Raw genomic sequence first — 17246 nt, 5'->3', positions numbered from 1 at the left:
GGCATCAATTACTCAATCTGGCTTCCAAAATTTTCCTGGTAACGTTTTTTGAATTCGCTCCAAGTGAAATGATGATTTTGGGTGCCAGCCGTTTCGATTTTGTAGGCGCCCATCAACGAGGCAATTTTACCACTGGTTTCCCAGCCCAGATTATGTTCAAGGCCGTAAAGCAAACCTGCCCGATAGGCGTCGCCGCAACCGGTGGGATCAAGTACGGCCCTGGGTTTTGCTGCAGGAATGTGGGTTTCCTGGTCTTCGTGATAGATGACGGAACCCTGTTCGCCTTTGGTGACGATCAGCGCTTTCAGGCGCTGGCGTAACTCCGCGACGCTCAAGCCGGTACGGGCCTGAACCATCTGGCATTCGTAGTCATTAACCGTCAGATAGTCGGCCATATCAATGAGACGGGTCAGGGTTGCTGCGTCAAACAGCGGCAGCCCCTGTCCGGGATCAAACAGTGTGGGAATGCCTGCGCGGGTCAAGTCCTCCAGATGCTGGATCATGGCCCCCAAACCATCGGGTGAGACAATGGCCCAGTGCACATCGCTGGGGATTTGCCCGTCCAGATGGTTTTCCTGGGCCATAAACATTGCACCGGGATGAAAAGCGGTGATCTGATTGTCGTCCAGATCGGTGGTGATAAAGGCCTGCGCCGTATAATGATCGGGGAGGATGCGAATCAGATGGGTATCCAGGCCCTGCTGTTTGATGTGCTCAAGGTAGGGTGTGAAATCCTGGCCAGCGGTGCCGGCAATGACGGGGTTTCCTCCCAGCAGCTTGAGATTGTAAGCAATGTTACCGGCACAACCGCCAAAATCGCGACGCATTTCCGGTACGGTAAAAGACACATTCAGCATGTGTACTTGCTCAGGCAGGATGTGGGCCTTGAAACGGTCCTGAAACACCATAATGGTATCAAAGGCCAGTGATCCGCAGACGAGTGTGGACATGGCAACTCCTTGTTGGGTTTTTGTCAAATTGTTGGGTTGGGTGTGGTATTTTTGCTGAAAACAGACTATTATCATAACAGGTTTTTATGAATTGTGTTGTCCTGTCCGGGGTGGGTCTGGTCATGAACAGGGGTTTGCGTACATTGCTGGCGGTTTCCATGCTGGCTCTTGCCGTTCCGGCTTGGGCTGAGGGTTCTGCTGCCCACGATCAGACCTATGTGAACCTTTTCGGGGGTAATACTTTTTTCAGCGGTGCTACTGGGCTCGCTCATCATGATGGTAATGCGGTGCTGGGATTGCGTTTGGGGCAACGTCTCAGTGCGCATCTGGGTGTCGAGGCGCAGGTGGCTGCGGCTTTTGCCCATTTGCAGGACGCTGCACCCAATGCTGACGCTAACCAGTACAGTGGCGCGCTGCTCGGCAATGTGTACGCCTTTGCCGGCCCGGACACCCCCTATGTTTCTCTGGGTCTGGGTGCTTCCAGTAATCGCTTTAATCAGGATCTGGGGCGCGGTACTTCGCTGATGGGCGTATTGGGACTGGGTTATCAATATTCCCTGGGGGATCATTTTGGGTTGCGCCTGGATGTCCAGGATCAACTGCTGTTCAATACCCCGACGCCCAGCGCCGCAAACCTCAACAATGTGCAGGTGACGGGCGGTATTTCCTATTTTTGGGGCGGCAGCAAAAAATCGGCCTTTCCAGTCATCGGTCCTGCCCATCCCTGAAGCTTGAGTGGATTTTGTTTGCGGGGTGAGCGTCTTTCACTTCGCTTGGCCGTGTATCCTTTGCTATAGTGCGCTCTGTCCCCGTCGACGATCAATTCATCGGCCACGCCAGCAAGGAGCCTGAACGCATGTCCAAAAGCCATCTTTTTACTTCTGAGTCTGTTTCCGAAGGTCATCCCGATAAGGTCGCAGACCAGATTTCCGATGCCATCCTTGATGCCATTCTGGCGCAGGATCCGCGTGGTCGGGTAGCCGCTGAAACCCTGATTACTACCGGCCTTATTGTTCTGGCCGGCGAAATTACGACGACGGCTACCGTCGATTACGCAGACGTTGCCCGTCAGACGGTGCGCCGGATTGGCTATGATTCATCGGAAATGGGCTTTGACTGGGCCTCCTGCGCAGTGATGCAGACGCTCGACAAGCAGTCTCCGGATATTGCCCAGGGTGTGAATGAAGGGGCCGGTCTGGATCTGGACCAGGGCGCTGGTGATCAGGGTCTCATGTTTGGTTTTGCCTGTGATGAAACCGACGTGCTGATGCCAACTCCCATTTATTTTGCCCATCGTCTGACCGAACGCCAGGCTCTGGTACGTAAGGATGGCCGCCTGCCCTGGTTACGTCCCGACGCCAAAAGTCAGGTGACGGTGCGTTACGAAGATGGTCGCCCGGTGGCTATTGATGCCGTCGTCCTCTCCACCCAGCACAGCCCAGATATCAGTCATGCCGATCTGGTGGAAGCGGTGCGGGAAGAAATCATCAAGCCGGTATTGCCGCCGGAAATGCTGCACAAGGATACCAAATATCTGATCAACCCCACCGGACGCTTTGTCATTGGCGGACCCGTAGGCGATTGTGGCCTGACGGGCCGCAAAATCATTGTAGACACCTACGGTGGTCAGGGCAGTCACGGTGGTGGTGCTTTTTCAGGTAAGGATCCTTCCAAGGTAGACCGATCTTCTTCTTACGCCGGTCGTTACGTTGCTAAAAATATTGTTGCTGCAGGTCTGGCGAGTCGCTGTGAAGTTCAGGTGGCTTATGCCATTGGGGTATCCCAGCCGGTCAGCCTGATGGTTGATACTTTTGGCACCGGTAAAATTGATGATGATCGCATCGCGGCGCTGGTCCGTGAGCATTTTGATCTGCGTCCCAAGGGTATTATTCAGATGCTGGATCTGCTCCGTCCGATTTATGGTAAAACCGCTGCTTATGGGCATTTCGGTCGTGAAGAACCGGAATTTACCTGGGAACGTACCGACAAGGCTGCAGCCTTGCGGGATGCTGCTGGATTGCGATAAAAAGACCTCTGCGCGGAGAACCTCTCCGCCGGAAGTTCGGGCCGAGGAGCGCTGCAGTCGCCAGGTCTCTGGTGGTCAGGCTCGGCCCGTTTTCCTTCGTGTAAAACCGCGCTCGCTTTCATGATCAAAGGAACTACCTACATGAATGCTGTGCTTAAAACGGGTGAAGACTTTAAAGTGGCTGATATGTCTCTGGCCGCCTGGGGACGTAAGGAAGTCCGTATTGCTGAAACGGAAATGCCGGCATTGATGGCTATCCGCCGGAAATATCAGGCTCAGCAGCCCTTGCAGGGTGCGCGTATTGCGGGCTGCATTCATATGACCATCCAGACCGCTGTACTTATCGAAACCCTGGTGGCTTTGGGGGCTGAAGTGCGCTGGTCTTCCTGCAACATTTTTTCTACGCAGGATCAGGCTGCAGCAGCTGTTGCAGCCGCAGGCGTTCCTGTTTTTGCCTGGAAGGGCGAAAGCGAGGAAGAATACTGGTGGTGCGTAGAACAGACCATTATGGGTCCTGACGGCTGGCGCCCCAATATGCTGCTGGATGATGGTGGAGACCTCACAGGATTGCTCCATGAGAAGTATCCCGAGTTGCTGGAGGGCATCCATGGTGTTTCCGAAGAAACGACCACAGGTGTGCATCGTCTTTGGGAAATGGCCAGGGAAGGCAAGCTCAAGGTGCCGGCCATCAATGTCAACGACTCGGTGACCAAAAGCAAAAATGACAACAAATACGGTTGTCGTCACTCCCTCAATGATGCCATCAAGCGAGCCACGGACCATTTGTTGTCTGGTAAGCGCGCCCTGGTTCTGGGCTATGGGGATGTGGGCAAGGGCTCGGCAGCCTCCCTGCGTCAGGAAGGCATGATTGTGCGCGTCACCGAAGTGGATCCCATTTGTGCCATGCAGGCCTGCATGGATGGGTATGAAGTGGTTTCGCCCTACAAAAAGGGTATCAACGATGGTACCGATGCCTGTATTGATCGGGATCTGCTGGGCCAGACGGACTTACTGGTTACTGCTACCGGTAATTACAATGTCTGCGATGCGGGCATGTTGAAGGCCCTCAAGAAAGGCGCTGTCGTTTGTAATATTGGTCATTTCGATAATGAAATTGATACGGCTTTCATGCGTGCGAACTGGGCCTGGGACGAGGTTAAGGCTCAGGTGCATAAAGTGTATCGTGATGCGCCGGCAGGCAGGGACTTTGATGCAGACAGTGATGATTACCTGATTCTCCTTTCTGAAGGCAGACTGGTGAATCTGGGCAATGCTACCGGGCATCCCAGTCGCATCATGGATGGTTCTTTTGCCGATCAGGTGTTGGCGCAGATACATCTTTACGGGGAGCGCTTTGCTGATCTGCCTGCCGCACAGAAGTCTTCGCACATCAGCGTCACCGTCCTGCCGAAAACCCTGGATGAAGAAGTGGCCCGTTACATGGTGGAAGGTTTTGCCGGGGTGCTGACCCAGTTGACAACAGCTCAAGCCGAATATCTGGGCGTTGACGTCCACGGGCCTTTCAAGAACGACGCGTATCGTTACTGATGGCGCACTCCGTCGAGTTTTTTCCGCCCAAAAATGCTGCAGGCGAGGAGCGCCTGCGCGAAACCATTGCTGCTCTGTTACCTTTGGGGCCGGAATATGCCTCAGTGACTTTTGGGGCTGGTGGTTCCACCCGTGAACGAACTTTTGCCACGGTGGACATGATCCGCAAGGACTATGATCTGGAAGCTGTTCCGCATCTTTCGTGCATTGGCTCAACGGAATCGGGTATCCGGGAGATTCTGGAAGATTACCGGGCCCAAGGTATTCAGCGCATTGTCGCCCTGCGTGGTGATTTACCAGAAGGCATGAGTAACCCTGGTCATTTTGAATATGCAGCCGATCTGGTGGGTTTTATCCGTCAGTTCGGCGGTTTTAAAATTTATGTAGCCGGTTATCCGGAAGTGCATCCCAAGGCCGTTTCTGCTGAAGAGGATTTGCAGCATCTAGTGGAAAAGGTGCAGTCGGGTGCAGATGCGGTTATCACCCAGTATTTTTATAATCCCGATGCGTACTTGCAGCTCCGGGATGATTTACAACGGCGGGGCGTTGAGGTGCCGATTGTAGTGGGTGTCATGCCCATCACAAATTTTGAACAGATTTCCCGTTTTTCGGCCATGTGCGGAGCCGAATTACCGCAATATCTGCGGCGCCGCATGGAAGCTTATGGGGAAGATCTGCAGTCCCAATATCAGTTGGGGATTGAGTTGCTGAGTCGGCAGTGTGAGACATTACTTGCGCAAGGCGCACCCAGCCTGCATTTTTATACGCTGAATCAGTCCGAGGCGACTACGGCCATCTGGCAGAATCTCGGGCTTTAAGTACTTTTGACGCCATTATCGAAGCCTCGAAAGCGTTGGTAATGGCGTGTTTTATGTTGACCGGCTGATAACCTTTGTTAAACTGGATTCAAGACGGCCATGGAATATATTGGTCAGCAAAAGAATTTTTCACTATAAGAGGTTCATACCATGTCTAAAAAGTATCCTGTTGTTGCGGTCACCGGCTCTTCGGGAGCTGGTACAACTACGGTCAAACATGCATTTCATGACATTTTCCGGCGCCTGAAGGTCAATCCGGTCATCATTGAAGGAGACAGTTTTCACCGTTATAACCGGGCGGAAATGCGTGAAGCCATTGCCAAAGCAGCAGCAGAAGGTAAGACCATCAGCCACTTTGGTCCCGAAGGTAATGATTTTGAGTCTCTGGAACGTCTGTTCCGTAGTTACGGAGAGACCGGTCATGGCCAGATGCGTTACTACGTGCATGATGATGAGGAAGCGGAACTGCGGGGTAGTGCTCCGGGAACCTTTACGCCATGGCAGGATATGCCTACTGGCACCGATCTGCTTTTTTATGAAGGGCTGCACGGCGGGGTGAAAACCGAAGATGTGGATGTCGCCAATTATGTGGATCTTCTGGTTGGTGTCGTGCCGGTTGTGAATCTCGAATGGATCCAGAAAATTCATCGTGATAATTCCCAGCGTGGGTATTCAGCGGAAGCCATTGTGGACACAATTTTGCGCCGCATGCCCGATTATATTAATCATATAACCCCCCAGTTTTCGCGCGCGCATATCAACTTTCAACGTGTCCCTTTGGTGGATACATCCAATCCTTTCATTGCCCGGGATATTCCCACACCTGATGAGAGCATGGTAGTCATTCGCTTTCGGGATCACAAAATTGAGCATTTCCCGACCTTATTGCAAATGATTCCCGGAAGCTTTATGTCGCGCTCCAATACCCTGGTTATTCCGGGTACGAAAATGGGCTTCGCCATGGAAGTGATTCTCGGTCCGCGCATTGAACAGATGCTGGATGAAAAAAAAGAAGCACTCTGATAGCGCGTTAGTTTCATCCTGGTGACATCCGGTATCGGTAACATCGATACCGGATTTTTTATGTCCTGCATTTTAAGCCAGAGAAGGCAGATCAGCAGTTTCTGTCATGACGAAACTGTAGAGATGTCATGACGTGTCATGCAGAATCAGAAGAAATACAAACAGTTCTATTTGTATGATGTGTTGATGCTTGTTCATAATAAACAAGTTGTTACAAATAATTCTTGTGTGTTGTAGAGGTTTCTGAGATTTTGGCCCCTTTCTTGCTCTTAAGTTTTTTGAGTGCTCTGGCATTCAAGAACCGCTTAACGGCTAGGAGGAGGTATGAAAATTATGGGTAAGTCTGCGAAATCACCCGCTACAAAAGCAGTCATTCTGGCAGTGGCCTGCACGTTGGGTGCAATGGTCCCTGTGGCCGCCAATGCGGCGATAGGTTCGGCCTGTTTATTTGGCCAGGGCCGTATTTTGGGCACCGGAGCAGTAACAGCGATAGACGGTGCTGCTGGTGGTGGTATCAACCCCTGGGCAGTGATTTCGGGTTATGGCACCAATCAGCAAATTGGCGCGACCGCTTTTTATTCACATGTATTGCTGAACAACTATAACTTGAACGCTTACGGCGCATCGGTCGGATTATTCAACCGGGTTGAGATCTCTTTTGCCCGGCAGGGGTTTAGTTTAGGTAATACAGGGCAGGTACTTGATAATAAGATTCTTGGCACAGCAGTAACAACACCAGGTGTATCCTTCCCGTACGGAACGACGACCACAGCGGGTTTGACTGCCGATAAAGCATTTGCCGGGGGTCCCGCATTTTTTGGTAGCAATTACGATTTAAATCAGGATATCGTAGGTCTGAAGGTGCGTCTCTTCGGGAATGTTATTTACGATCAAAACTGGTGGGAACCACAGGTATCCGTGGGTGTCGATTTCCACCACAATGAGATGCCCAAAGATTTTGCAGCGACACTGGGTGTTAAGCGTAATGGCGTCAGCTATTATCTATCGGCTACTAAAGTCTGGATTAACGGTATATTCGGGTTGACGACTTTAGCGGATGTAAATATTGATGTTACCAACGCCAATCAGCAAGGCTTGCTGGGTTTCGGTGGCGTCAATGGTATGGGTTACAAAGTATTGCCGGCTGCTTCGGTGGGTGTTTTTCTGAACCGCCATGTGGTCTTGGGTGCTGAGTATCGAGATATGCCACAAAATCAACTCATAGCAGCTTCTGGTACAGTTGTTACGCCGGGAGGAGGTATTCCTCTACATTTGGGTGCTGTCGGTGATGCGGTATCCAAAACGAGTGCCTGGAAAGACGTTTATGTCGCTTGGTTCCCCTACAAGCAGCTTTCACTGACAGCAGCCTATGTGGATTTGGGTACTATTGCCACAGAAAAGAACCAAAACGGTCTGTATTTATCTCTGACCAGCAGCTTTTGACCTAATTTAAGAGGAGTTTACCATGTCATTTATACCAACCTCTTCCCGTCTTTCGGCAGTAGCCAAGGGTGTCGCTTTGGCGGCAGGGTTTACGGCTGTTGCCATGATGGGAATTTCGACCGCATCCGCTCAGGATTACTATGCCCAGTACGGCGGTAAGGCGGGCATTACCAAGCTGATTAATACGTTTGTGGGTAATGTTGCTAATGACCCGCACATCAACTACTACTTCGCACATACCAATATCCCCCACCTGAAGTACGAATTGGTGCAGCAGGTGTGTATGGCGGTGGGCGGTCCCTGCAAATACACCGGCCTGAGTATGCGTAAAGCCCATGAAGGGATGGGTGTTACTACGGCAGCCTTCAACTATCTGGCCCAGGACATGATGGATGCGATGCAAACCCAAAGGATTCCCATGTCGGCGCAGAATTACCTGATTGCTATTCTGGCTTCCATGGAACCACAAATCGTCACCGCTAACGGCCCCTTGGGCTGAAAAGGGACATCAAGTAAATGTTGTATGCAGTCTCCTCCTCCCGCTAGCAAAATCGGGAACTTCAGGCTCCATCCTGGATGGGGCCTATTTTGTCATTGAATTTGTTGGTTAAAATTGTAGAAAGTGAATGCATCTACCCAAAAAATCAGCTACTAAGGAGACGTAATATGAAAAAAATATACAAGCAAACACTGGCTGTGGCAGTGGTCTTGGCCGCTGCTGGCTGTGGTACTAATCCTTTTGCCTGTTCTCCCGGGATTCCCCCGGCCGCACCGGCGGCTCCAGCCGCAAAACCCGCACCTGTGGCACCTATTGCACCGGTGCAGCATACGGTTCTGGAGAGTAAACCAATTACCATTACCGGGATTAATTTCCAGACCAATTCTTCCAAACTGATCAGCCATGATATTGCCGTGCTGGATCAGGTGGCCGATTTTGCCCATAAACATTCAGCCGCTGTTCTGGATGTGAATGGTTACTGCAGTAAAACAGGTAGTTTTGCTTACAATCAAAAACTCTCTGAGCAACGTGCACAAAGCGTTGCCGGTTATCTGGAAGCGCATGGTATAGCTGCTTCACGGATTATGACGAAGGGGCATTCCTATCTGGATCCCGTCGCCAGCAATGCGACGCCACGGGGACGTTTCCTGAATCAGCGCGTAGAAATCAATTCCAGTATCAAGGTACATAAAACTGTGTACTAACTGGCTTGATGAATCACCAGTCAAGACGTCATGATCAACAGGCAATGCGCTTAAGGTATTGCCTGTTTTTCTTTGGATCGCTTTAATCGAGGAGAATTTGTGTGCGAAGTATTCTAAAAAAACTCACAGTGGCTGGATTAACAGTGGGAATCTCAGCCTGTGGACTGTTTTCGAGTTCAGGGCCAGAGAATACGGCTATGCATTTTGTGCATGGTATGGCGAAAGGGGACATCCAGAAAGTAGACAAACTGGTTTATTGGGGACCTGAGGTGCAAAATCCTGCACAACCCTATGCACTGCGGCTCGAAGAAGCGAAAGTGAATGGATATGTGATGGCTACTTATCAGCGTCTGCAAGCTGAAGGCGGTTTGAAGGAGGCCAAAATAGTCAAAAACCAACGGACCATGATACATGGCATTGAGCATGCCACGGTGATTATCAGCCTGATTCCTGAGAAAGGAAGCCCTCGGAATACGACGTTGCAACTGGTACGCAGGGACGGGAAATGGTTCGTGAGTGTGGACTGACGGCATATCTACTGCTTCGCGAAGGGCTGGGGGTAGAGGCACGCCTGGTGCGCCTCAAAAATCGCGGGCCCTGGACGCATGTCGGGGTTTTGGTAGGTGGTGCTTTATTTGAAAGCATACCGTCTACGGAACGCACCCGAGGTGGGGTGCATATGGGTAGCCTGGACGATTTTTGTGCGCCGGAACGTGCTGTAAAAGTGGGCTACATACCGATTAGCTTGGTAGAACCACAGTGTGAAAATTTGTTTCACTGGTGTCATAAACAGGTGAAGTTGCGTATTCCTTTTGATGATAATTATGACTTGCAGGATGATCGGGCATTATATTGTTCCGAGTTTGTTTATAAGGCATTTTTGCAAATACAGATCAACCTGATCTCAGCGGAGTTAAGTACTTTATCCATACCCTTGGTAGGGGTGCGGAAGGTGGTATTTCCGGGAGATTTGATCGGAATGAAGCCGGTATTCAATAATGTTTTTACTCTACGCAGTTGATTGTCCAATTATGAATATATGATGGGGATCAATTTTCTGTTGCCTGCATCCATTCCGGCGCAGATTACGTAGAACTAAGTGGGCCCTTTATAGGCGCCTCATTCATCATTTGGGAGAATATACTATGAAATCTATGAATCGTCGTGAATGGTTGAAATCAACAGGTAAAATAGCCGCAGCGGCCGCAGTGGCTCCTTTGGTGTTTTCATCCATGGCTGAGGCTGGTACTGCAGGTGGGTTGCAAAGCAAAAGTTCTGTCAGTTATCAGGATCATCCCAGTGGCAAGGACATGTGCAGTAATTGCGCACATTTTGTACCGGGAGCCTCTCCCAGTGCGGATGGCACCTGTAAAGTGGTTGCGGGCAAAATCAGCCCACATGGATATTGCTTTGCCTATACACCTATTTCTAGCTAACGCTTAAATAAAAAAGCCCCTGAACAACAGGGGCTGCAAGCGGGGCGAGTAGAACACGTTAAAACGGTAAAAGTTAGTTCATGATCAGTGCCTGAGTCGGCAGGAACGGAAATGTTTGCCGACCAGCATGAGGAACTGGATGGTTTGCTGGGTTTCCGGTTTTTTCATCATGTCCCAGAGTCCGGCGATTCCTCCCTTGGGAATGGGGGCGCTGGCGGCCTCCTCAGTGGCGCCACTGAGGCAGTGCAGGAAATCGGTGAGGATATGATCCTGATCCATTTTCTCAGCGACAGCGAGCAAACGGTCCATGACCCCGGTGCGCGTTGCCCGATCCAGCAGGCACATGGCATCAGTTGCCAAAGTGGCCAGGCGTGAGACCATCTCATCATTCATAGAATCGCCAGCGGCACCCGCCATGCGGGCCAGATGAACGATGCGCTCCAGATCGCCGTTTTCGACCAGTGCCGAGATGGCCGGTAAAGCATTGACCACCTGACTGCGGTTCACCCGATCCAGTAAATCCATGCCATCGCTGGCCAGACCGGCCAAGCGACCCACCATTTCATCGCTCATGGAATCGGCGGCGGCCCCACTCAGCCGGGCCAGTTGCACGATGCGCTCCAGATCCCCGTTTTCCACCAGGGAGCTGATGGCCGGCAGGGCCCGCGCCACCTGACTGCGGGTGACCTGATCCACCAAATCCAGACCGTCGCTGGCCAACCCCGCCAGACGACCCACCATCTCATCACTCATGGAGTCTGCTGCCGCACCACTCAGTCGTGCTAGGTGCACAATGCGTTCGAGATCCCCGTTCTGCACCAGATGGACTAGGGCTTCCTGGGCGCGTTGCAGTTCATCTTCAGAAGTTTCTGCCATGACCGCAGCCATACGTCACCTCCTCAGAGTAAACCACGGGCGGTAGCCCAATAGAGTTTGTTATAGGACATCTTGAAGGCGTGTACGGCTCCGGTAGGCGCTTTCGGCTGGGGTGGGGTTTTATAATCGAACATGGCATACGTTGCCCGGTCCTTGCCCGCCTCAATGAAGCAGAACACCTTGCCATCATAACTGCGCACTGGCCGTCCCATCTTGATGACCGCCGCCACATTCTCGGCAGCCACTTCCGCTTCGAAGTGGGCGGTTGAACCGGCCTTACTGATGGGCAAATTGGTGGTATCTCCCAGTACCAGAACATTCTTGCCATGTTCTCCTTCCATGTGCAGGGAAGAGCGATTGGTGGGAATCCAGCCGTTTTCACCCAGACCGTTCTTCTCGATGACTTCCTGACCCTTATGGGGCGGCACGGCTACCAGCAGATCGTATTTCACTGCTCCGCCTTCTTCACTCAGTACCTGGGCATTCTTACCATCCACTTCCTTCATGTTGAACAGGGTTTCGTATTTAATGCCCATCCGGTCAAATTCCGGCGCTGCCCACTTGGCGACATTTTCCAGACTGTGAACCCGGCCAATGGGGTAGGTGTAGTAGAACTCGGTCTTGTCCAGCAGGCCGCGATCCTTGATGAAGTCGTGCATGGCGAAAGTGATTTCCAGGGGAATCATCGGGCACTTGTGCGGCAGACCGACGGTGACCACGATGCGTCCACCCTTGAAGTCCGACAGTTGCTTGAAGAATTCTACGGCATTTTCTGCGGTATAGCAGTTGATGGAATTTTCCTTGAGACCGGGAACTTTCTCGGGCAGGGCACGCGAACCGGTCGAAATGACGATGAGGTCATACTCATGCACCTTGCCGCTTTTGCATTTGACATGGTTCTCGGCCAGATGAAATTCTTCAACCGGATCCACATGAAATTCAATCCCCGGCTCCAGCAGGCTTTGCTGTTCGCGGACCAGTTCATCGGGCGTCGCCCGACCCATGGCGACATACAACCAGCCGGGTTGATACACATGCTCATGACTGGCGGACAACATCGTGATGCGTGCCTTGCCGGTTTTCATTTCATGGTGAATACGCCGTGCCAGATGATTGGCAAAAATAGTACCGCCCATACCGCCACCTATGACCAGAATTCTCATGATGTCACTCTCCTTAGGGTTTTACGCCTGCGATTGTTTGTGCGCTTACTTGGCCTTGCGGACCCGAATGTGCCAGGTGCCTTCGCCGTCCTGCTCAGTATCTACCATTTCGTGACCGACTTTTTTGATCCACTCCGGCACATCCGCAGCAGAACCGGCATCTGTGGACAACAATTCCAGGGTGTCCCCGACCTGCATCATTTTCATGTTGGAAATCAGTTCCATCAGCGGCCCCGGACAAAAACTGCCACGGGCATCTACAACGCGTTCACTCATGTGCTCCTCCTTTTAAAAAGTCAGAATCTGACCATTTTCGGCGTCACTCAGGAATTTGGTCAGGCCCAGAGGCCCGGCTACGATTTCCTCCATGCCGTCCTCTTTGACGCCGAGAACATCCATAGCCATGGAGCAAGCCCAGATTTTGGCATCGCCCAGTTCCACCGCCTGCTCGAAAATCTGGTAGAAGGGGGGCACTTTACGTTCGGCCATGACCTCTCCCAGCTTGCCTTCAGCGGGGGCTTCCTTGCTATGACCCTTCACAAAGTAGGGGAAGGCGTTCATCGACAGAAAAATATGGACGTCGGTTCCGGATACCGCCGCTACGGACGCCGCCATGGCTGCGAATTGCAACTTCTCGCGCTCGCCACTTAAACAAATGATGTGCATGCCTGACATTTTGTCTCCCCATCGTAAGTGAATGGTTCAGTAATAGCAGTAAATATGCCAGCCTGTATGGACGTTATTAGATTGAAGCTAACTCGCTTATCACGCTAGATAATTAAAAATTAAGAATAAACTAATTAACTGTATTGCTAACTCATTTTTATATCGCGACGGATGAAATGTGTCATGACATGTCATGACATGTGCTGACAAGCAGAACACCTTGTTCATAAACAAATATAATTAAGTTATGGTAATAGAAATTTTCTTGCATCCAAAAAGAAAGAGGATGCGTATTATTTACGAAAGGATATTTTTTAGATCTTAAAAGCAGTAGCCGACCAGACGCCGAGGCAAATTATGGAAATGCAGAATCGTGACCGTACTACTCCTGATGTGCATAAGCCCACAAAAAAGCATCAGTCAGCAACTGGTCTGGATGTTCAGAGTGTTTTGAATATTCAGCAGAATCCAATGGTTTTGATTGATGACCACTACCGGATCATTGCGGCGAACCGGGCCTATCAGGAAGCCTATGGCGTGCAATCCGACGAGGTCATAGGACGTTGCTGTCATGAAATTTCCCACCATTCGCCGGTGCCTTGCCATATGCGTGGAGAAGATTGTCCCCATCAGGCTGTTTTTACAACGGGAGAAGCCCACGATGTCCGGCACATTCACTATGATCACCAGAATCATGCTGAACATGTGCGTATTCGTGGACATGCCATCAAAGATCAGGAAGGGAATACCTATCTTGGTGAGGAAATCATTCGCTTGCCGCATCAGGAAGAAGACATTACTTGTGGTGACATGCGCATGGTGGGCCGTTCTCCGGCATTCATGAAATGTCTGAATCACATTGAAATGGCGGGCCGTACGGATGCCAGTATTTTGCTTTATGGTGAAAGTGGGGTCGGCAAGGAGTTGGCAGCCAGCGCGCTGCATCAATTTTCTGCACGGGCCTCTGAAGCATTTATTACTGTGGATTGTACCTCGCTACCAGAAACACTTTTTGAAAGTGAAATACTGGGTCATGAAAGAGGTGCTTTCACAGGTTGTCTGGGACGTAAGCGTGGACTGTATGAAATGGCCGACCGGGGAACCCTGTTTCTGGATGAGGTGGGGGAATTGCCCTTAAGTATGCAGGCTAAATTATTGCGGGTTCTGGAAACCGGGACTTTCCGGCGTTTGGGGGGCTCAGAGACCTTGCATGCCGATGTGCGTATCATCGCGGCGACCAACCGTAATTTATTGGAAATGGCCGGGCAAAGACAATTTCGGGAAGATTTATATTATCGTCTCGCGGCTATTACCATTGATTTACCGCCCTTGCGGGATCGTCGTGATGATATTGCGGGTATTGCGGCGGTGTTGCTGGAACGCATTGGTAAAAGTTGGGGGGGGCAGTGGACGCTGTCGAAAGATGCAGAACGGCGCCTGTTTACTTATGATTTTCCGGGAAATGTTCGGGAGTTGCGCAATATTCTGCAAAAAGCAGCAGCACTGGCGGATGGACCGGTTATTCAGGCAAATCATCTGAATTTTACGGGAGCCAGACCAGCGTTTGAGGCGCATGCGGCTTCGCCGGGTGCAGTGAGAGATTTTGGACCTGCGCCATCAGTCCCACGCGGTGGCGCGCAACCGGATGATCTGGAGGCTTTGTTGCGTCAGTATCAAGGCAACCGGCGGAGGGTGGCGGAAACCCTCGGGGTCAGTGAGCGCACTGTTTATCGCTGGTTGCGGCGAGGTGCCTGAATCCTTCACGAAGAAGAAGATGCATTGTCTTCGTTAATTGTCTGTAGCGGGGTACAATCCTCTCAATTGATTGGGAGACACAAGCTATGACAACGTCCAAAGAGCATTTGATTATTTTTGACACTACCTTGCGCGACGGCGAGCAATCCCCGGGTGCTTCCATGACCCGGGATGAAAAACTGCGTATTGCCCAGGCCTTGGAACGCTTGCAGGTGGATGTCATTGAAGCCGGTTTTCCAGTTGCCAGCCCCGGGGATTTTGCCGCCGTGCTAGCCATCGCCAGGACCGTACGTGAAAGTCGGGTATGCGGGCTGTCGCGGGCGCGCGATGAAGACATTCGCCGTGCCGGTGAGGCGTTGAAGGAAGCCAATGCTGCACGTATTCATACCTTCATTGCCACCAGCCCGATTCATATGCAGGCAAAATTACGGATGAGCCCGGAGCAGGTTCTGGAACGTGCAGTGGCTGCGGTAAAACTGGCGCGGCAATATTGTGATGATGTGGAGTTTTCAGCGGAAGATGCGGGCCGTTCCGAGGAAGATTTCCTGTGCCGGGTGATTGAAGCAGTCATTCAAGCAGGAGCCCGTACCATCAATATTCCTGACACCGTTGGTTATAATCTGCCAGATCGCTTTGGTCAGCTAATTGCCAATTTGCGCAACCGGATTCCCAATGCCGATCAAGCCATTTTTTCAGTACACTGCCACAATGATCTGGGCCTGGCGGTGGCCAACTCCCTGTCTGCTGTGCAGCATGGTGCCCGACAGGTTGAATGCACGATCAACGGTCTGGGTGAACGGGCGGGTAATGCCGCCCTGGAAGAAATCGTGATGGCGGTGCGCACGCGGCAAGATGCCTTTGCCTGTGATACCCGCATTGATACCAGCCAGATTGTGGCTACCAGCAAGTTGGTGTCTACGATTACCGGCTTTCCGGTCCAGCCCAACAAGGCCATTGTCGGGGCGAATGCTTTTGCCCATGAGTCAGGCATTCACCAGGATGGTGTGCTCAAGCATCGGGAGACCTATGAGATCATGCGTGCGGAAGATGTGGGCTGGTCGGCCAATCGCATGACGCTGGGAAAACTTTCCGGTCGGGCGGCGGTACGTGCGCGTCTGGAGGCATTGGGGATTCATCTGGAGAAAGACACGCTGGATCAGGTTTTTGCCCGCTTCAAGGATCTTGCCGACCGTAAGGCGGAAATATTTGATGAAGACCTGCAGGCGCTGGTCAACGAAGACCTGCAGGAAGAGCAGGCTGAACATTATCGTCTGGGTTATTTGCGGGTTTGCTCGGAAATGGGTACGCATCCCGAAGCTACGGTGGAAGTCTGGGTGGACGGGGTGGCCAAAACCGCCAAGGCCGTAGGTGGCGGGCCGGTAGATGCGGCATTCCAGGCCATGGAAAGTATTTTGAACAGTGAAACCCGTTTGCTGCTGTATTCAGTCAATGCTATTACCACAGGTACCGATGCCCAGGGCGATGTGACCGTGCGTCTGCAGGACGCCAGTGGTCGGGCCGTGAATGGACAGGGTGCCGATACTGATATTGTTGTGGCCAGTGCCAAGGCTTACCTTTCGGCGATGAATCGTTTGCAGGGTCCGTCACATCGCCAGCATCCGCAACTATAGGAAAGAACGGACCCGACTGTTTCAAGACAACGCCGGGTCATCCTTCATTCAAAATACTTAGGCAGACAGTATGTTGACGGCTTGGTCGAAAGCCCCCATGGCAGACTGCGTGTCACCCAAGAGCGCGTAAATTTTACCCTGTAGGCTAAGAGACTCGGCCAATGTTTGCAAAAGAACTGATGTATGAGTGATGTTTTCCTGGTTGCGCAGGTTTTCAAGGATAGTTGTGGCGTGCTCACAGGAAGTTTGTGCAATCTTGGGCTTTCCCATGGCCAACTCCGAATTGGCTCGTTGTAGGTGAGTCTTGGCCAAGCTAATCCACAAATGCGGACCAAAGTCTTTATTCATGTTTTCCCGCAATTCTTCAAATATGCGCGCTGATTTATCCAGCAAAGTAATCACTTGCTCGTGGTCGCTGGTGCAGGCGAATATTTGAGCCTGATTATTCAGATTGAGGGCGGACTGCAGGCTTAGAGCGGGCATGTCATTATTCTTGAATTGTTCGCGTAATGTGGTCAGCAGCTTTTCCGCCTCACCATTTTGCTGTATCGCATTTTGCAGTTTGCCCTGAATAAGTAGCGCCTGGCCACGTTGTCCTTGTAGTCGGGCAAACTGTAAGCGCCATTCGGGGAGTTCGTTCACTTGCTGGAATTGGGGGGTTTCGCTGAGGACGGCCTGTGCCCGATCTTTCATTGATTGATCGGGCAC

Annotated in this window: 19 protein-coding genes and 1 riboswitch; of the genes, 13 read left to right on the top strand and 6 right to left on the bottom strand. The window is 51.7% G+C overall.

Features of this window, described 5'->3' with window-relative positions; all coding sequences use genetic code 11:
- Positions 1-8 precede the first annotated feature (8 nt).
- Positions 9-950, bottom strand: a complete 942-nt coding sequence (locus tag H7F08_RS08300; protein ID WP_024894812.1) for a carbohydrate kinase family protein — start codon at positions 948-950, stop codon at positions 9-11.
- Between the two features lie 86 nt (positions 951-1036).
- Here H7F08_RS08300 and H7F08_RS08295 point away from each other — a divergent pair, with 86 nt between their 5' ends.
- The 11 genes from H7F08_RS08295 (at position 1037) to H7F08_RS08245 (ending at position 10447) form a co-directional block, all read left to right on the top strand.
- Positions 1037-1678: an outer membrane beta-barrel protein gene (locus H7F08_RS08295; RefSeq protein ID WP_226831378.1), complete on the top strand. Its 642-nt coding sequence runs from the start codon at positions 1037-1039 to the stop codon at positions 1676-1678.
- 128 nt (positions 1679-1806) lie between these two features.
- Entirely contained in the window at positions 1807-2976 is a 1170-nt protein-coding gene (gene metK, locus H7F08_RS08290; protein WP_031575691.1) for a methionine adenosyltransferase, read from the top strand.
- A 37-nt stretch (positions 2977-3013) separates the two neighbouring features.
- A riboswitch (S-adenosyl-L-homocysteine riboswitch) is annotated at positions 3014-3097 on the top strand.
- 20 nt (positions 3098-3117) lie between these two features.
- Positions 3118-4524, top strand: coding sequence for an adenosylhomocysteinase (ahcY, locus tag H7F08_RS08285; protein ID WP_031575688.1), 1407 nt, complete (start codon positions 3118-3120; stop codon positions 4522-4524).
- On the top strand, positions 4524-5342 hold the full coding sequence (metF, locus tag H7F08_RS08280) for a methylenetetrahydrofolate reductase [NAD(P)H] (protein ID WP_031575686.1): 819 nt from the start codon (positions 4524-4526) through the stop codon (positions 5340-5342). The genes ahcY and metF overlap by 1 nt, the downstream gene beginning before the upstream one ends.
- Positions 5343-5492: 150 nt before the next feature.
- Positions 5493-6365 carry a phosphoribulokinase gene (locus H7F08_RS08275; RefSeq protein ID WP_010637179.1) on the top strand — a complete coding sequence of 291 codons (873 nt, stop codon included), beginning with the start codon at positions 5493-5495 and terminating at the stop codon, positions 6363-6365.
- A gap of 324 nt (positions 6366-6689) precedes the next feature.
- The gene (locus H7F08_RS08270) at positions 6690-7808 is read left to right on the top strand and encodes a DUF3034 family protein (protein ID WP_031575683.1); all 1119 of its coding nucleotides are present in this window, start codon (positions 6690-6692) and stop codon (positions 7806-7808) included.
- Positions 7809-7830: 22 nt separating this feature from the next.
- Complete coding sequence (locus H7F08_RS08265) at positions 7831-8307, top strand: group I truncated hemoglobin (protein WP_193640306.1); 477 nt, start codon at positions 7831-7833, stop codon at positions 8305-8307.
- Positions 8308-8474: 167 nt separating this feature from the next.
- Entirely contained in the window at positions 8475-9011 is a 537-nt protein-coding gene (locus H7F08_RS08260; protein WP_193640305.1) for an OmpA family protein, read from the top strand.
- A gap of 101 nt (positions 9012-9112) precedes the next feature.
- Positions 9113-9538: a DUF4878 domain-containing protein gene (locus H7F08_RS08255; protein WP_193640304.1), complete on the top strand. Its 426-nt coding sequence runs from the start codon at positions 9113-9115 to the stop codon at positions 9536-9538.
- Positions 9517-10032 carry a YiiX/YebB-like N1pC/P60 family cysteine hydrolase gene (locus H7F08_RS08250; RefSeq protein ID WP_024894821.1) on the top strand — a complete coding sequence of 172 codons (516 nt, stop codon included), beginning with the start codon at positions 9517-9519 and terminating at the stop codon, positions 10030-10032. Before H7F08_RS08255 ends, H7F08_RS08250 begins: the two co-directional genes overlap by 22 nt.
- A 124-nt stretch (positions 10033-10156) precedes the next feature.
- Positions 10157-10447, top strand: coding sequence for a hypothetical protein (locus H7F08_RS08245; RefSeq protein ID WP_024894822.1), 291 nt, complete (start codon positions 10157-10159; stop codon positions 10445-10447).
- A gap of 84 nt (positions 10448-10531) precedes the next feature.
- Here the strand turns inward: H7F08_RS08245 and H7F08_RS08240 are convergent, their stop codons facing one another.
- From H7F08_RS08240 to H7F08_RS08225, 4 genes are read right to left on the bottom strand one after another with little or no spacing between them, the layout of a single operon-like run.
- Positions 10532-11335, bottom strand: coding sequence for a hypothetical protein (locus H7F08_RS08240; protein WP_075323230.1), 804 nt, complete (start codon positions 11333-11335; stop codon positions 10532-10534).
- 11 nt (positions 11336-11346) lie between these two features.
- Positions 11347-12486, bottom strand: a complete 1140-nt coding sequence (locus H7F08_RS08235; protein WP_024894824.1) for an NAD(P)/FAD-dependent oxidoreductase — start codon at positions 12484-12486, stop codon at positions 11347-11349.
- Between the two features lie 45 nt (positions 12487-12531).
- On the bottom strand, positions 12532-12762 hold the full coding sequence (locus H7F08_RS08230) for a sulfurtransferase TusA family protein (protein WP_010637198.1): 231 nt from the start codon (positions 12760-12762) through the stop codon (positions 12532-12534).
- 12 nt (positions 12763-12774) lie between these two features.
- Positions 12775-13152: a DsrE/DsrF/DrsH-like family protein gene (locus H7F08_RS08225; protein WP_226831380.1), complete on the bottom strand. Its 378-nt coding sequence runs from the start codon at positions 13150-13152 to the stop codon at positions 12775-12777.
- Between the two features lie 363 nt (positions 13153-13515).
- On the opposite strand from H7F08_RS08225, the gene H7F08_RS08220 reads away from it, so the two are divergent.
- On the top strand, positions 13516-14907 hold the full coding sequence (locus H7F08_RS08220; protein ID WP_226831382.1) for a sigma-54 interaction domain-containing protein: 1392 nt from the start codon (positions 13516-13518) through the stop codon (positions 14905-14907).
- An 86-nt stretch (positions 14908-14993) separates the two neighbouring features.
- Complete coding sequence (locus tag H7F08_RS08215; RefSeq protein ID WP_193640301.1) at positions 14994-16538, top strand: 2-isopropylmalate synthase; 1545 nt, start codon at positions 14994-14996, stop codon at positions 16536-16538.
- 57 nt (positions 16539-16595) lie between these two features.
- On the opposite strand, the gene H7F08_RS08210 is transcribed toward H7F08_RS08215, so the two are convergent.
- Positions 16596-17246 (bottom strand): hypothetical protein (locus H7F08_RS08210; protein WP_227487842.1); only part of this gene is annotated, 651 nt, incomplete at its 5' end.

This window comes from Acidithiobacillus sp. HP-11 (assembly GCF_015100075.1).
GTDB classification, from domain to species: Bacteria; Pseudomonadota; Gammaproteobacteria; order Acidithiobacillales; family Acidithiobacillaceae; genus Acidithiobacillus; species Acidithiobacillus thiooxidans.
The sequence above is the reverse complement of the archived record's forward strand: the minus strand, read 5'-3'. Positions and strand labels throughout refer to the sequence as shown.

What these genes read in the sequence shown, in the direction of transcription:
- H7F08_RS08225 (WP_226831380.1), bottom strand. Translation starts at nt 13,152, where the DNA reads ATGCACATCATTTGTTTAAGTGGCGAGCGCGAGAAGTTGCAATTCGCA.
- H7F08_RS08275 (WP_010637179.1), top strand. Translation starts at nt 5,493, where the DNA reads ATGTCTAAAAAGTATCCTGTTGTTGCGGTCACCGGCTCTTCGGGAGCT.
- H7F08_RS08260 (WP_193640305.1), top strand. Translation starts at nt 8,475, where the DNA reads ATGAAAAAAATATACAAGCAAACACTGGCTGTGGCAGTGGTCTTGGCC.
- H7F08_RS08265 (WP_193640306.1), top strand. Translation starts at nt 7,831, where the DNA reads ATGTCATTTATACCAACCTCTTCCCGTCTTTCGGCAGTAGCCAAGGGT.
- ahcY (WP_031575688.1), top strand. Translation starts at nt 3,118, where the DNA reads ATGAATGCTGTGCTTAAAACGGGTGAAGACTTTAAAGTGGCTGATATG.
- H7F08_RS08240 (WP_075323230.1), bottom strand. Translation starts at nt 11,335, where the DNA reads ATGGCTGCGGTCATGGCAGAAACTTCTGAAGATGAACTGCAACGCGCC.
- H7F08_RS08220 (WP_226831382.1), top strand. Translation starts at nt 13,516, where the DNA reads ATGCAGAATCGTGACCGTACTACTCCTGATGTGCATAAGCCCACAAAA.
- H7F08_RS08295 (WP_226831378.1), top strand. Translation starts at nt 1,037, where the DNA reads ATGAATTGTGTTGTCCTGTCCGGGGTGGGTCTGGTCATGAACAGGGGT.
- H7F08_RS08215 (WP_193640301.1), top strand. Translation starts at nt 14,994, where the DNA reads ATGACAACGTCCAAAGAGCATTTGATTATTTTTGACACTACCTTGCGC.
- H7F08_RS08300 (WP_024894812.1), bottom strand. Translation starts at nt 950, where the DNA reads ATGTCCACACTCGTCTGCGGATCACTGGCCTTTGATACCATTATGGTG.
- metK (WP_031575691.1), top strand. Translation starts at nt 1,807, where the DNA reads ATGTCCAAAAGCCATCTTTTTACTTCTGAGTCTGTTTCCGAAGGTCAT.
- H7F08_RS08230 (WP_010637198.1), bottom strand. Translation starts at nt 12,762, where the DNA reads ATGAGTGAACGCGTTGTAGATGCCCGTGGCAGTTTTTGTCCGGGGCCG.
- H7F08_RS08235 (WP_024894824.1), bottom strand. Translation starts at nt 12,486, where the DNA reads ATGAGAATTCTGGTCATAGGTGGCGGTATGGGCGGTACTATTTTTGCC.
- H7F08_RS08245 (WP_024894822.1), top strand. Translation starts at nt 10,157, where the DNA reads ATGAAATCTATGAATCGTCGTGAATGGTTGAAATCAACAGGTAAAATA.
- H7F08_RS08250 (WP_024894821.1), top strand. Translation starts at nt 9,517, where the DNA reads ATGGTTCGTGAGTGTGGACTGACGGCATATCTACTGCTTCGCGAAGGG.
- H7F08_RS08270 (WP_031575683.1), top strand. Translation starts at nt 6,690, where the DNA reads ATGAAAATTATGGGTAAGTCTGCGAAATCACCCGCTACAAAAGCAGTC.
- metF (WP_031575686.1), top strand. Translation starts at nt 4,524, where the DNA reads ATGGCGCACTCCGTCGAGTTTTTTCCGCCCAAAAATGCTGCAGGCGAG.